Origin of the sequence: Streptomyces showdoensis, from assembly GCF_039535475.1 — a bacterium.
GTDB classification, from domain to species: Bacteria; Actinomycetota; Actinomycetes; order Streptomycetales; family Streptomycetaceae; genus Streptomyces; species Streptomyces showdoensis.
In genome coordinates this window covers 257,059-270,042 of sequence record NZ_BAAAXG010000012.1, presented here as the reverse complement: position 1 = coordinate 270,042, position 12,984 = coordinate 257,059, and the positions used below count along the sequence as shown (strand labels likewise).

The 12,984-nt window shown below is 75.8% G+C and carries 12 protein-coding genes; 6 read left to right on the top strand and 6 right to left on the bottom strand.

Going from position 1 to position 12,984, the window contains the following annotated elements:
- Positions 1 to 24: 24 nt before the first annotated feature.
- Entirely contained in the window at positions 25 to 2,862 is a 2,838-nt protein-coding gene (gene lanL / locus ABD981_RS07940; protein ID WP_123954995.1) for a class IV lanthionine synthetase LanL, read from the bottom strand.
- A 15-nt stretch (positions 2,863 to 2,877) separates the two neighbouring features.
- Complete coding sequence (locus ABD981_RS07935) at positions 2,878 to 3,042, bottom strand: hypothetical protein (RefSeq protein ID WP_165591006.1); 165 nt, start codon at positions 3,040 to 3,042, stop codon at positions 2,878 to 2,880.
- Between the two features lie 227 nt (positions 3,043 to 3,269).
- Here ABD981_RS07935 and ABD981_RS07930 point away from each other — a divergent pair, with 227 nt between their 5' ends.
- The 3 genes from ABD981_RS07930 to ABD981_RS07920 all read left to right on the top strand — a co-directional run bounded on the left by ABD981_RS07930 (position 3,270) and on the right by ABD981_RS07920 (position 5,893).
- A complete protein-coding gene (locus ABD981_RS07930; protein ID WP_123954994.1) occupies positions 3,270 to 4,295 on the top strand; it encodes a hypothetical protein in 1,026 nt (341 codons plus the stop codon).
- Between the two features lie 160 nt (positions 4,296 to 4,455).
- Complete coding sequence (locus tag ABD981_RS07925) at positions 4,456 to 4,971, top strand: GNAT family N-acetyltransferase (RefSeq protein ID WP_046910736.1); 516 nt, start codon at positions 4,456 to 4,458, stop codon at positions 4,969 to 4,971.
- Positions 4,972 to 5,056: 85 nt separating this feature from the next.
- A complete protein-coding gene (locus tag ABD981_RS07920; protein ID WP_046910723.1) occupies positions 5,057 to 5,893 on the top strand; it encodes a methyltransferase domain-containing protein in 837 nt (278 codons plus the stop codon).
- Positions 5,894 to 5,938: 45 nt separating this feature from the next.
- Here ABD981_RS07920 and ABD981_RS07915 read toward each other — a convergent pair whose 3' ends face one another.
- Positions 5,939 to 7,888: a DUF5107 domain-containing protein gene (locus ABD981_RS07915; RefSeq protein ID WP_046910722.1), complete on the bottom strand. Its 1,950-nt coding sequence runs from the start codon at positions 7,886 to 7,888 to the stop codon at positions 5,939 to 5,941.
- A gap of 122 nt (positions 7,889 to 8,010) precedes the next feature.
- Between ABD981_RS07915 and ABD981_RS07910 the strand changes: the two genes are divergently transcribed.
- Positions 8,011 to 8,343 (top strand): DUF6204 family protein, encoded by a 333-nt coding sequence (locus ABD981_RS07910; protein ID WP_046910721.1) that lies wholly within the window; start codon positions 8,011 to 8,013, stop codon positions 8,341 to 8,343.
- Between the two features lie 41 nt (positions 8,344 to 8,384).
- On the opposite strand, the gene ABD981_RS07905 is transcribed toward ABD981_RS07910, so the two are convergent.
- Complete coding sequence (locus ABD981_RS07905) at positions 8,385 to 8,759, bottom strand: hypothetical protein (RefSeq protein ID WP_046910720.1); 375 nt, start codon at positions 8,757 to 8,759, stop codon at positions 8,385 to 8,387.
- Positions 8,756 to 9,001, bottom strand: coding sequence for a LapA family protein (locus ABD981_RS07900; RefSeq protein WP_046910719.1), 246 nt, complete (start codon positions 8,999 to 9,001; stop codon positions 8,756 to 8,758). The genes ABD981_RS07905 and ABD981_RS07900 overlap by 4 nt, the downstream gene beginning before the upstream one ends.
- 164 nt (positions 9,002 to 9,165) lie before the next feature.
- On the opposite strand from ABD981_RS07900, the gene ABD981_RS07895 reads away from it, so the two are divergent.
- Both ABD981_RS07895 and ABD981_RS07890 read left to right on the top strand, forming a co-directional pair.
- Entirely contained in the window at positions 9,166 to 9,915 is a 750-nt protein-coding gene (locus ABD981_RS07895; protein ID WP_046910718.1) for a GntR family transcriptional regulator, read from the top strand.
- Between the two features lie 90 nt (positions 9,916 to 10,005).
- Positions 10,006 to 11,136 carry an adenosine deaminase gene (locus ABD981_RS07890; RefSeq protein ID WP_046910717.1) on the top strand — a complete coding sequence of 377 codons (1,131 nt, stop codon included), beginning with the start codon at positions 10,006 to 10,008 and terminating at the stop codon, positions 11,134 to 11,136.
- Positions 11,137 to 11,145: 9 nt separating this feature from the next.
- Here ABD981_RS07890 and ABD981_RS07885 read toward each other — a convergent pair whose 3' ends face one another.
- A complete protein-coding gene (locus ABD981_RS07885) occupies positions 11,146 to 12,927 on the bottom strand; it encodes a CocE/NonD family hydrolase (RefSeq protein WP_046910735.1) in 1,782 nt (593 codons plus the stop codon).
- Between the last annotated feature and the right edge of the window lie 57 nt (positions 12,928 to 12,984).

Here is a 12,984-nt window from a genome sequence, read left to right as displayed (position 1 = left end):
AGTCCATGGGGGGGGTGGGGCCGTTCAGCCCTCGGGCAGCCAGGCGCGGGGCCCGCCGCAGTGCAGCCGCAGCAGGAGCGAGAGGCTGCCGGCGAGGCCGGTGGCGTACTCGGCGAGCACGGTCCTGCGGTTCTCGTCGGGCACGAGCAGCCGGCCGTCGCGCAGGACGGCCTGCGCCGCCAGGTGCTCGACGAGGAGTTCCGCGTCGGCGCGGTGACGGGCGTCGCCGGTGAGCCCGGCGGCGTCGAGGAGGAACTCGGCGTTGCCGGCGAGGCCGTGGCAGGTGGCGGGCGAGTCGGTGACCCGGCCCGCCCGGACCGCGCGGGCCGCGCCGTCGACCAGGGCGAGCAGCCCCTCGTCGGCGCCGCCCTCGGAGGCCCAGAGCCGCACCAGGAAGGTGCCGACGCCGGACGAGCCGCTGCACCAGTGCCGGGCCAGTTCCGGGGAGTTCGACAGGTGGCGGGCCCGGTCCACGGGCCACAGGACACCGGCCGCTCCGCCCCGGGCGGCCGCGGCCAGGGTGGCCCCGGCCTCGACGGCCGCCGCGCGGTAGCGCTCCTCCCCCGTCGCCCCGGCGGCGAGCAGCAGGAAGGTGCCCGCTCCGGCGACGCCGTGCGCGAAGCCGTAGTGCCAGGCTCCGGCGAGCGCGGACCCGAAGTCCTCCGGCACCGGCCAGAACAGCCCCTCGGGGGTGCGCCGCCCCGCCTCCAGGAGCCCTTCGGCGGCCTGGGCCGCCCGGTCGAGGAAGCGGGGGTCGGAGGTGGCGCGCCAGAAGTGCAGCTGGGCCAGGCCGGATCCGGCGGCGCCGTGGCAGACGTCGGGGTTGGGCCAGCGGACGGGCAGCGTGAGCGCGAGTTCGGCGGCGCGCCCGGCCAGGTCGGGATCGTCCAGCGCGTGGGCGGCGTCGAGCAGCGCCCAGGCGGTGCCGGAGCGGCCGAAGTGCAGGCCGGGCAGGTGTCCGGGCAGGGTGTCCACCCGGTCGGCGGTCCACCGGGCCGCGGTCTCCAGGCCCTCGCGCAGCGCCGTCCGGTCCGGGGCCGCTCCGGCGGTGTCCAGGGCGTCCGCGTGCCGCAGTGCCCGGGCCAGGACGGCGACCCCGCCGGCCGAGCCGTGCTGCACGGCGACCGGGTCGCAGTTCTCGCCGAACGAGTCGGAGGACCAGAGCCGTTCGGGGTCGTCCGGGCGCAGGGTGGCCAGCAGGTGGGCGAGGCCGTCGCGCAGCAGCCGGGTGCGGGTCGGCGACGGGTCCGGCGGTTCCGCCTCGCGGGTGGCCGCGGGCGCGGTTACGGACGCGGGGGCCGGTCCCCCGTCCCCGCGGAGCCCGGTGACGAAGGTCCGGGCCCGCTCCAGGCTCCACCGGTCCTCGGCGGCGTCCCGCATCAGCCCCCGTACGAGCGGGGCGAAGCGGCGGACGAGCGGGTGGTCGCGGGCCAGCAGCGCGACGAGTCCGGCCAGCCGCTCCTCGTCGGGGCGGGCGTCGGCGACCGGCCGGTCGGGGGCGAACAGCGGGTCGGCGCCGCTGAGCGCGTGCAGGACGGTCGCGCCCAGGGCGTACAGGTCGACGGCCGGCGGGAAGGCGGGGGCCACCTGGTCGGCGGCGCGCAGTTCGGGCGCGGTGTAGCCGGGGGTGGCGCCGAGCACCCAGCGTTCGCCGGGGGCGGCGGCCATCTCCAGGTCGATGAGGAGCAGCCGCCCGTCGGGGGTGACCATGACGTTGTTGGGGTTGAAGTCGTGGAGGGTGACGCCGAGTCCGTGCGCGGTGGCGACCAGCTCGATCAGCTGCCAGACCAGCGAGCCGGCGGTGCGTTCGTCGGGGCAGGCGGCGCCGTCCTCGGCGAGGCGCTCGGCGACCGTGCGGCGCAGGGTCGCGCCGGGTACGGACTCGGTGGCGAGGAAGACGCTGCCCTGCTGCTCGAACACCTCGACCGGCTGCGGGACGACGTCGTGGGCGGCCGTGGCGAAGCGGGCCAGGAGGCTCGCCTCGCGGCGCAGCAGGTCCCGTACGTCGAGGCCTTCGAGCCCGGCGCCGACGTGGGGGCGGGCCTGTTTGACGACGACCTGGGCGCCGGTGCGGGTGTCCTCGGCGCGGAACACCCCGCCCTTGTTGGAGTGCTGGATGGCGCCGCTGACGACGTACCGGTCGGCGAGGAGGACGGGCCGGGCGGCGGCCGTGCTGCGCGGCGCGGCGGCGGGCCGGTCCGGGAAGGGGTCGCCGGCCCAGGCGGGCGGGCTGAACCAGGCGTTGCGCTCGTCGGCGACCGGGCGGCCCTCGGGGTCGGTGAGCCGGGCCGCGAAGCCGCCGTCCTCGGTCAGTTCCCGTACGCCGGTGAACACGCCGTACCGGTAGGAGACCTGGCTGTCGGGCCGGTAGCGGCGGTCGGAGAGGACGGCGGGCCCGGGCAGGCCGGCGGTGGCCCGGTGCAGCTCCTCGGCGAGCAGTCGGAAGCGGTCGTCGTCGGCCGGGTAGACGGTGAGGAACTTGCCGCCCCCGCCGCGCGCGGAGCGTCCGGAGACCAGGGCGGCGACCCGGGCGGGGCTGCCGGCGAACTTGAAGGCCGCTCCGTGGGCGATCAGCACCTCGGCGGCGCGGGCGAGGACCAGCGGGGCGGACAGCGGGGTGGCGGAGACGTGCAGCTTCCAGCCCTGTGCCCGGCGGACCGCGTCGGCGGGCACGACGTGGCACCAGAACGCGCCGGGTTCGACGGACCAGCCGGAGGCGCCGGAGCGGGCGACGGCGGCGCGCACCAGATCGGGCAGGAGCGCGAGGTCGGCGGCGTGCTCGGGGCGGGCCCGGCGGGGGCCGGGGCCGGTGGTGAGCGCGGAGGCGGCGGACGCGGGGGCCGCGGAGGGGGAGGTCGACACGGTCTGCGTCCCGTCCTACTGCTGCGGCTTGACGTAGTGGTCGCCCCAGCTGGTGTCCATCGGGTCGGCGGCGACCGTGCGCACCGTGAGCGTCCCGTCCCCCGGCTGCCCCGCGGTCGCGGCGGCGGCGCCGGTGAGCAGGACGGTGAGGGCGAGGAGACAGCGGACGGCTGCGGACATGCGAAGGCTCCTGGTTCGGGACGCGTCGGGTGGCGCGCATGACCCGTGTTCGACGGGTTCGCACCGGATGTCGCCCTGGCGGGGTTTGACCCCGTCGGACCTCCTCAGTCCATCCCGGCGAGCCCGCTTGGTCCAGGGCCGCGACCTGGCAATACCCTGCATGGCACGGAAGTAGCAGGGCCGCAAAGCGGGGGGAAAGCATCCCGATGGGGACACATCTCGATGAAATGCCACGACTGGACGCACGGGCCGTCGCCGTCTTCGAGTACGTGCTCGCGCGCGGCAGCCTGACCCGCTGGCCGCCCGACGTCGTGCCCGCGCTCGGCCTGAGCCAGGAGGAGGTGGAGGCGGCGTCCCGCACGCTGCTGCGGCTGCGGCTGCTGCGCCCGGCCCCCGGAAGGCCCGAGGAGCTGATACCGGTGAGCCCGGACGCGGCGGCGGCGGAGGTCGTCGGCCCCCTGGAGGCGGAGCTCGCCCAGGCCGCCGCGCACGCCCAGGCCGTCCGCGACGAACTGCACGCGCTGATGCCGCAGTACCGGGCCGCGCGGCGCGAACAGGCCCGCCGGCAGGGCGTCGACCTGCTGCCCGACATGGCCTCCGCGTCCGCGATGCTCACGGAGGAGTCGGCGCGCTGCCGCGAGGAGGTGTTCAGCATCCAGCCGGGTGGCGGGCGGGCGCCCGGGCGGCTGGGCGCCGCGATCGACCGGGACCTGGCGATGCTGGACCGGGGCGTGCGGATGCGCACCCTCTATCAGCACTCGGCGCGTGCCAGCCTCTCCACGCAGGGGTACGTGGAGCGGCTCACCGAGGCCGGTGCCGAGTACCGTACGGCGGCCGAACTGCCGGACCGGGCCGTGGTGTTCGACCGCTCCGTGGCCTTCCTGCCGCGCCGCGCCGACGGCGGGACGGGCGAGGGCGCGGTCCTGGTCCGGGACCCCGACGTGGTGGCGTACCTGTGCCGGGTCTTCGAGCAGCACTGGTCCGGCGCCATCCCCTTCCACGGCACCAGCGAGGCCGCCTACAAGGACGTCGGCCCGAGCCTGCGCCGCGCCCTGGTGGGGCTGCTCGCCGAGGGCGCCAAGGACGAGGTGATCGCCCGCCGCATGGGCATGTCCCTGCGCACCTGCCGCCGCCACATCGCCGAACTGCTCGAAGAGCTGGGCGCCGAGAGCCGCTTCCAGGGCGGCGCCCTCGCCGAGCGCGCGGGCCTGACGGGGCCGACGGAGGGCGGGGAGGCGTGCGGGGAGGCGTAGGCCGGGCACCTCGCGCGGGGAAACCGGCTGGCCGTGCGCCCCGCCGGGTCTCCAGAATGCGCCCATGCCGATCCCCGAGATCCCCGAAGTCCGTGCGGTCCGTGCGGTCCGTGCGGTCCGTGCGGTCCGTGCGGTCCGTGCGGTCCGTGCGGTCCGTTCGGTGCGCGCGATCCGTGCGGCGGGTCCCTCCGACGCCGCCGCCGTCGCCTCCGTGCACGTCCGTTCGTGGCGCGCCGCCTACCGCGGCCTCGTGCCAGACGCGTATCTGGACTCCCTCGACGTCGGGGAGCGGACGGAGGTGTGGCGGGACCGGCTGTCGGCGCCCGGCGCGCCGACCGTGCTGCTGGCCGAGGAGGACGGCGCGGTGGCGTTCTCCTGCTTCCGCCCGTGGCCCGACGGGGAGTGGGACGCGTCGGTGACGGCCGAGCTCTCGGCCCTGTACGCCGTGCCGGAGGCCTGGGGCCGGGGCGTGGGGCGGGACCTGCTGGCCGCGACGGTCGCCGCGATGGCGGCGGCCGGTTTCCGTGCGGCGGGACTCTGGGTGCTGGAGGGGAACCCCCGGGCGCGGGCCTTCTACGGGGCGGCCGGGTGGCGTCCGGACGGCACGTCCGTCACGGAGGAGACGGGTGGCCGCATGCTCACCGAACTCCGTTACAGGACGGGGCCGTTCAGCTGACGTGTCCACATTCCGAGAATGGGGTCTCAGGATGTGAGTGATCGGCGTACCGTTGCCGCACCAACTCACACGAGGGAGTCCGGCCATGACGCACGCCGACGAGCAGACCGCGCCGCAGCACGAGACCGCCGTCTACACCCACGGCCACCACGAGTCGGTGCTGCGGTCGCACAGCTGGCGCACGGTGGAGAACTCGGCCGCCTATCTGATCCCCGAACTGCGGGCCGGGCTGGAGGTCCTGGACGTCGGGTGCGGGCCGGGCACGATCACCGCGGACCTGGCGGCGCGGGTCGCGCCGGGCCGGGTGACGGCGGTGGACGCGGCGGAGGACGTGCTGGAGAAGGCGCGCGCAGCGGCGGCCGAACGGGGCGTGGAGAACGTGGAGTTCGCGGTCGCCGACGTCCACGCCCTGGACTTCCCCGACGACTCCTTCGACATCGTCCACGCCCACCAGGTGCTGCAGCACGTCGGCGACCCGGTCCGGGCGCTGCGGGAGATGCGGCGGGTGTGCCGGCCGGGCGGCGTGGTCGCCGCCCGGGACAGCGACTACGGGGCGTTCACCTGGTTCCCCGAGAACCCGGGCCTGGACCGCTGGTCCGCGCTGTACCGGCAGGTGGCCCGGGCCAACGGCGGCGAGCCGGACGCGGGCCGGCGGCTGCTGTCCTGGGCCCGCCGGGCCGGCTTCACCGACATCGCCGCCACCGCCGGCACCTGGTGTTTCGCCCGGCCCGAGGAGCGGGCCTGGTGGAGCGGCCTGTGGGCGGACCGCACCACGCAGTCGGTGTACGCCGCGCTGGCCGTCGACGGCGGCCACGCGACCCGCGAGGAGCTGGACGGCATCGCCGGGGCGTGGCGCACCTGGGCCGCCCAGGAGGACGCCTGGTTCATGGTCCCGCACGGCGAGATCCTGTGCCGCGCCTGACCGCCGGGCGGGGGCCCGGCCGGCCCGCGCCCCCGCACCCGGGCCTCAGCTGGGCCGCATCCTGAACTCGTAGGCGTCCGGGAGTGGTTCATCGGTGATCCGCGCCCAGACCTCGCCCAGGACCTCGGCCCCCTCGCGCAGGTCCGCCACCTCGAAGCCCGCGTCGAACACGGCGCGGGCTTCGTCCTTGCGCCCCTCGGCGAGCAGCAGCCGCGCCTCCAGGAAGCGGAACGCCCCACGGGCCCGCACCTCTTCGGGCAGCCGCTCCAGGACGGTGCGGGCCTGCGCGGCGGCGCCGGTCTCCAGGAGCACGGTCGCCGTCTCGCGCCCGAGGGCCGCGGTGACGAGCGGGTCGCCCCCGCACTGCTCCTCGAAGGCCTCCGCGTACCGCTCGGCCGCGCGGCGCGGGTGGCCGCCCTCGCGGTCGGCGACGGCCAGGCAGTACAGCAGCGGCCAGCGCACGGAGGCGTTCTTCAGGCCGCGCTCCCAGCTCCGTACCGCCTGGGCGAGGTCGCCGGCGGCCCACTGGGCGACGCCGAGGTGGTATTCGGTGGCCGGGTCGGCCGGGGCGGTCTCCAGCATGTCCCGCCAGGCCCCGGACACGGGCGTGCGCCCGACGGCCCCCTCCTCCGCCTCGGGCAGGGCGCCCGTGCGCAGCAGGTGCACCCAGGGCCGCTGCTCCGCGCCGAGCTGGTCCTCGGCGAACGGCGTTCCGGGCAGCGCGTAGCCGCCGCGCAGGACTTCGAGCGCGCCCCAGCCCGAACCGGCGGCCAGGGCCGCACCGGGCTCGGCGTCGGCGGACCGCTCCCGCCACAACGCGTACGCGGCCTCGACCTCCTCCCGGGGCAGCACCCGGCCGAGGGCCTCCTCGACGCAACCGGTGGCCGCGGCCCAGTCCGCGCCGTGGACGGCCGCCGGGTCCGCGGCCAGCGGCCCGTACACCTCCATCCAGGAGACCTCGGTCTCCGGCTCCAGGGTGGGGTGCTCCAGCTGGGTGCGGGCGAGTCCGGCCTGGATCTCGGCGTACCCGGGGGTGCCGGGCTCGGTCAGCCATTCCTGCCAGCGGCGCCCGCCACGCCCCGAGCCCCACAGGAAGAGCTTGCGGCCGCGCAGCACGTCCGTGGAGGTCTGCACGAGGCCGGTGCCGTCCTCGCCGAGCGCGGCGATCCAGCGGCGCCGCCCGTCCGGCACCTCGTAGAAGTAGTCGGCGGCATGGGTGCTCCGCAGGGGGTACGTGTGGTCGGGGCCGTCCGGGGCGGCGGGCACCGGCACCCGGCGCAGGGCGCGCTCGTAGCCGTACTGCCAGGCCAGCTCGGCGGGGGCGAGGATCCTGCGGTCCTCGGGGACGGCCGTGTTGGACCACCAGTAGGTGGGGACGGCCCGCTCGTGCGGGTTGCGGATCCGGACCGCGGCCCGCAGGTGCGCGCCGTCGGCCGGCAGCCACAGGTCGACCTGGAAGGGAAGGTCGCGCAGCGGCTCCCACTCCCACAGCCGGAGCATCTCGCCTCCGTCGGGCGCGGGAACGACCGCCGCGTGCAGCGGGGCGCAGGAGAGCGTGGTGTGTCCGCGGGCGCCGATGTTCCACTCGATGCCGCCGGAGAACCAGGCGCCGTTCAGCGCGAACGCCGCGGGCTGGAACACCGGGTTGCGGTAGAGCAGTTCGCGCCCTGCCGCCTTGTCGAAGAGGGACTGGACGCGTCCGCCGAGGCCGGGCAGCACGGTGACCCGCAGCCGCTCGTTCTCGATCACGATCGCGTCGAGGTCCACGGGCGTCCGCGCGCGCCCGTAGCCGTCCCTGACCCGGGTGGGCAGCAGGGTGCGCAGCGGGGCGTGCCCGAGCTGCCGGGCCATGTCGCGCGGAAGCGCGGCCCGCTCGTCGACCGCGGGGGCGGCGGCCCCGTCGAGGAGGTGCAGGGCCGGGAGGGGGTTGTCCGGGCCCAACGGCGCCGCGGACAGGGTGAGTACGGCACGTCGTACGGTCGTCATGACGACCATGGAACACGCCGGAACCACCGCTGGCCAGAGGGTGGACAACGGCCCCGCCCGGGGCGCCGGGAAATTCCGTTGCGGCGTACACGCGCCGCCGTAGGGTGGTTTCTTTACCGAGGAGGCAGGGCATGGGCACGCAGCACACCTACCGGGTGATCGTGCGCGGGACGTTCGACGGGCTGACCGAGGAGAGCCGCGAGCGGCTGCTCGCGGAGGCCGAGGAGCACGGCATGTCGGCGATGCGGTTCACCGAGGAGGGCTCGCTCGCCTACGACCGGAACCTGAAGCACTTCTCGTACCGCCTGGTCGTCGTCTCCGAGGCGGCGGACGGCGACGAGATGGCCGGGGCGATCGCCGAGGACCGGGTGGAGGGCGCGTTGAAGGAGCTCGGGCACGGCTTCCGCGACCTGCGGTCCAAGGTCACCGACATGGACACGATGAAGATCAACTACAAGCGCTGACGGCGGGCCGCGGCGGGACACGCGCCCGCCCGGGGACGTGCTCAGCGCCGGGCCGCCGTGACGCGGGCCGGGCAGACCTCGCCCTTCTTCACCACGCCCACCACCACGCGCCCCCGCGAACCGCGCTCGGCACCCGGTGCGGGGTGCTGGGTGCAGACGCGCCAGTTCGGCGGCCACAGCACCCGGCGGTCACCGCCGCCCACGTCGTGGACGTCGAGCCGGGTGCGCGGGTCCAGCGAGGTGAAGACCCGCCACAGACCCTTGCCGAGGAATTCCGGCATCGGCTGCCCGCCGCCCTCCGCCGGCCCGTCCTCCGCCGCCCGCGCCTCGGCCTCGGCCGCCGCGTCCGCCGAACCGACCGCCATGGCGGCGAGGGCCAGCACGGCCACCACGCCCCCGATCGCCGCGCGCCTCACTTGCGCCTCCGGGCCGCCGCGTAATAGCCGCAGACCGCGCCCAGCACCGTGGTGATCAGCAGGGCCAGGTAGAGCGGCATGGAGACCTCGGGGATCAGCAGCCGGATCCGTACCTGCCGGGTGTTCTCGAAGATGAAGACGAGCAGCAGGACCAGGACCGCCGCGATGGCGATCCGCCCGGGCGTGAAGACCCCGCCGGAGCGGGCCGCCCTGCCCGTGCTCGACGTCTCCCTGGAACTCATCGCCGGCCCTCTCCTCCGTCGTCCGTCCCACCAGGATGGGCCGATTCGCACCCCGTGGCGGCGGTGGAGGCGCCCGTCCGAGTGACTTGTCAGACAAGGTGGGGCCGCTACCGTAAGAGCTGGAGCCGCAGGCACCCCTGCGGGCGCGAGCACGAGGAGGATCCGTGGCAGCCGGCGGACAGCAGCGGCGACCGGTCGTCGCGCTCTACGAACGGATCGCGGACGCCATCCACGAGGGGACCTATCCCCCGGGCTCGACGCTCCCCTCCGAACCCAAGCTGGCGGGCGAGCTCGGCGTGAGCCGGCCCGCCCTGCGCGAGGCGCTGCTGCTGCTCCAGGAGGACGGACTGCTCACCGTGCGCCGCGGGGTCGGCCGCACGGTCAACGCCCACCCGCCCCGGCGCGGCTTCGAGCACCTCCAGCCCCTGGAGGAGCTGCTCGGCGAGGCGGCGCAGCTGCGGGTGCGGGGCCTGCTGCGGTCCACGGAGGAACCCACCGACTTCACCACCCAGCACCTGCTCGCCCCGGCCGGCGCCGAGCTGCGGTTCTGGGAGTCCGTGCTCACCGGCGAGGCGGGCCCGGCGGCGCTCAGCCACGAGTGGGCGGCGGCCGACGAGGTCCTGGAGCGGACCCACCCGGCCTTCGCCGAGGCCCTGCGCGCGGCGCCCCCGCCGGAGCGCACCTCGATGCTGGCCGTCCTCGCCGGCGCCTCGCGCGGGGTGCAGCTCGCGGGCCACAGCGCGGTGAGCGCGACCCTGCTCGGGCGCCGCAGGGGCGAGCAGCTCGGCCGCTCGGCGGACACCCCGGCGGTGCTCGTCACCCAGGTCGTACGGGTCGGGGAGACCCCGGTCCTGGCGGCCAAGCACATGCTGCCCACCGGGGCGCCGACCCTGCCCGTGCTGCAGTCGAACTGAGCCGGCCGGTGCGGTGCGCCGCCCCGGCCGGGGAGCGGTGTCGCCGGGGTCACATCCGCGTCCCGCCGCGGTGGCGTACACTTCCCGGCCATGCACTTGTCTGACAACCCTGCCGCCCCCACCGCTTCCCCCGTCTCCCCGGTGTCCCCGGTGGCCGCGCCCGCCGTCGCCGACTGGATCCGCGAGGCCCCGAAGGCCGTCCTGCACGACCACCTCGACGGCGGCCTGCGCCCGGCCACGATCGTCGAACTGGCCCGCGCCTGCGGCTACACCGCGCTGCCCACCGAGGACCCGGCGGAGCTCGCCGTGTGGTTCCGGGACGCCGCCGACTCCGGTTCGCTGGAGCGGTACCTGGAGACCTTCGCCCACACCTGCGCGGTGATGCAGACCCGCGAGGCGCTGGAGCGGATCGCGGCCGAGTGCGCCGAGGACCTGGCCGCGGACGGCGTCGTCTACGCCGAGATCCGCTACGCCCCCGAGCAGCACCTGGAGGGCGGGCTGAGCCTCGACGAGGTGGTCGAGGCCGTGAACGCGGGCTTCCGCGAGGGCGAGCGCCGCTCCGGCGGCCGGATCACCGTCCGCACCCTGCTCACCGGCATGCGGCACACCGACCGTTCGCTGGAGATCGCGGAGCTGACCGTCGCCCACCGCGACAAGGGCGTGGCCGGCTTCGACATCGCCGGCGGTGAGATCGGCAACCCGCCGGCCCGCCACCTCCCCGCCTTCCAGCACCTGAAGCGGGAGAACTGCCACTTCACGATCCACGCGGGCGAGGCCGTCGGCGCGGAGTCGATCCACGAGGCCGTGCAGGTCTGCGGCACCGAGCGGATCGGCCACGGCGTGCGGATCACCGACGACATCGCCGAGGACGGCACGCTGGGCCGGCTCGCCTCGTACGTCCGTGACAACCGGATCGCCCTGGAGGTCTGCCCGACCTCCAACCTGCAGACCGGCGCCGCGAAGGACTACGCCTCGCACCCGATCGACGAGCTGCGCCGCCTGGGCTTCCGGATCACCCTGAACACGGACAACCGGCTGGTCTCCGGCACCACCATGAGCGAGGAGTTCCAGCACATGGCGGACGCCTTCGGCTACGGCCCGGAGGTCTTCGAGGAGTTCACGGTGGCCGCCCTGGAGGCCGCGTTCCTGCCGCTGCCGGAGCGCCGCCGCCTGATAGACGAGCTGGTCCGCCCCGGCTACGCGGCCCTCGCGGCCGGCTAGGTCACGTACTCAGCCGACCCGCCCCCGCACCAGGGGCAGTTCCAGCGTCCCCGTGTCCTCGGGGGCGCTGGTGACGGTCACGGGCCTGATGCCCCGGTTGCCGACGTACGCGGTGTCGCTGGCCGCGATGACGAACTCCAGGCGGTGGCCGGTCGCGTAGCGGTGCACGATGCCCGGGAGTTCGACGGTGAAGGGCCGGGTCACGTCCGGCACCCGGACCGGGGCGACGAGCCGGTTGACCAGGGTCCGGGTGCCGTCGGGGGCGAGGTCGTAGAGCTTGGCGAAGAGGACCAGCTTGTCGGCGGCGTCGCCGGAGTCCTGGACCCGCTCGGTGCCCGGCGCGCGCACCCGGAGGGTCGCGCGGGGCGAGCCGACGAGGTCCGCGGGGGCGGTGAGCGGGGCGCTGCGCCAGCCGAGGTAGGTGCCCGCCAGGTCGTACGGCGCGGGGTCGGGCAGTCCGACCAGGCCGGCGATCGAGGACTCGGAGTGGCTGGTCGGCAGCGGCCAGTTGAGGTACCAGCGGGAGCCGCGGGCGACCTCGGCGCGGTCGTCGACGAGCCTGCCGTCGCCGGAGAGGTAGAGCTTCTGGCTGAGCGCGGGCACGGCGGCCGCGGTGCCGTAGCCGCTCTCCCAGTCCCGGTAGTAGGCGAACTCGGGGCCGGTGTCGGCCGTGCGGTCGCCGCGCAGGTGGCGGTCGAACCAGGCGAGCACCCGCCGGCCGACGTAGCTGCTCTCCAGGTCCCCCTGTCCGAGGTCGAGTTCGCCGGGCTTCTGCCCTCCGCTGTGACCCCAGGACTGCCAGATCATGCGGGTCTCGACGCCCCTGCTCTCCAGCCGCTCGTAGGTGGCCCGGGCCTCGTTGAGGTTGAACAGGCTGTCGGCCTGGCCCTGGACGAGCAGCGTGGGGGCCTTGACCCGGTCGAGGTAGGAGACCGGGGAGACGCTGCGGGCGAAGTCGAGGACCTTCTTGGTCTCGCCCTCCGGGTACCGGCCGGAGTTGAGCAGCCGGACGGTGTCGCAGGCGTCGGTGACGAAGTGCAGGCAGCTCAGCGAGTTGATCCGGCTGGGGTCGAGCGAGGGCACGAGCAGCGGCTGGCCCTCGCCCATCAGGTAGAAGGCGTTGGCCCACTGCCACTTGAAGACCCCGGGGGTGGCGCGGTCGGCGCCGTTGGGGGCGAGGGAGTAGGCGAGGTCGTTCCAGGTGATGAGCGGGACGAGCGCGTCGAGCCGGGGGTCGACGGAGGCGGTGGCGAGCTGGACGGCGCCGCCGTAGGAGCCGCCGACCATGCCGACCCGGGGGTCGCCCGTGCCGTCCCGGGTCACGAAGTCCACGCGGGTGCCGTCGTCGGCGGCGCGGGCGCCGGCCAGGAAGTCGACGAGCCGGGTGGCCGCCTTCCCGTCCACGAGCGGGTCGTCGAGCGAGATAAGGCAGCCGGTCCGGCCGAAGCCGAGGCCCGAGTAGACGAGGGCGACGTAGCCGCGGGCGGCGACCGCCCTGCCGAGGGCGTCGGTGGTGCCGTCGGCCTTGCTGCCGCCGAAGCCGTTGGTGGCGAGGACGGCCGGGGCCGGGTGGGCGGCGTCCACGCCCTCGGGCCGGTAGAGGTCGGCGTCCACGGTGCACCGGCGCCCGCCCGCCTGGACCGTGAAGCTCAGCGGGGTGACGGTGTACGTGCCGGCCTCGGCGCCCCGCGCCGGCGCGGCGAGCGCGAGGGGCACGGCCAGCGCGGCCCCGGCCGTGAGCGCGAGCAGCCTGCGGGAGCGGGGCGGGACACGGGACACGGGGACCTCCACACCGAGGACGCACGGGGTGCCCGCCTGCGGGCGGGCACCCATCCGCACCCATCGTGT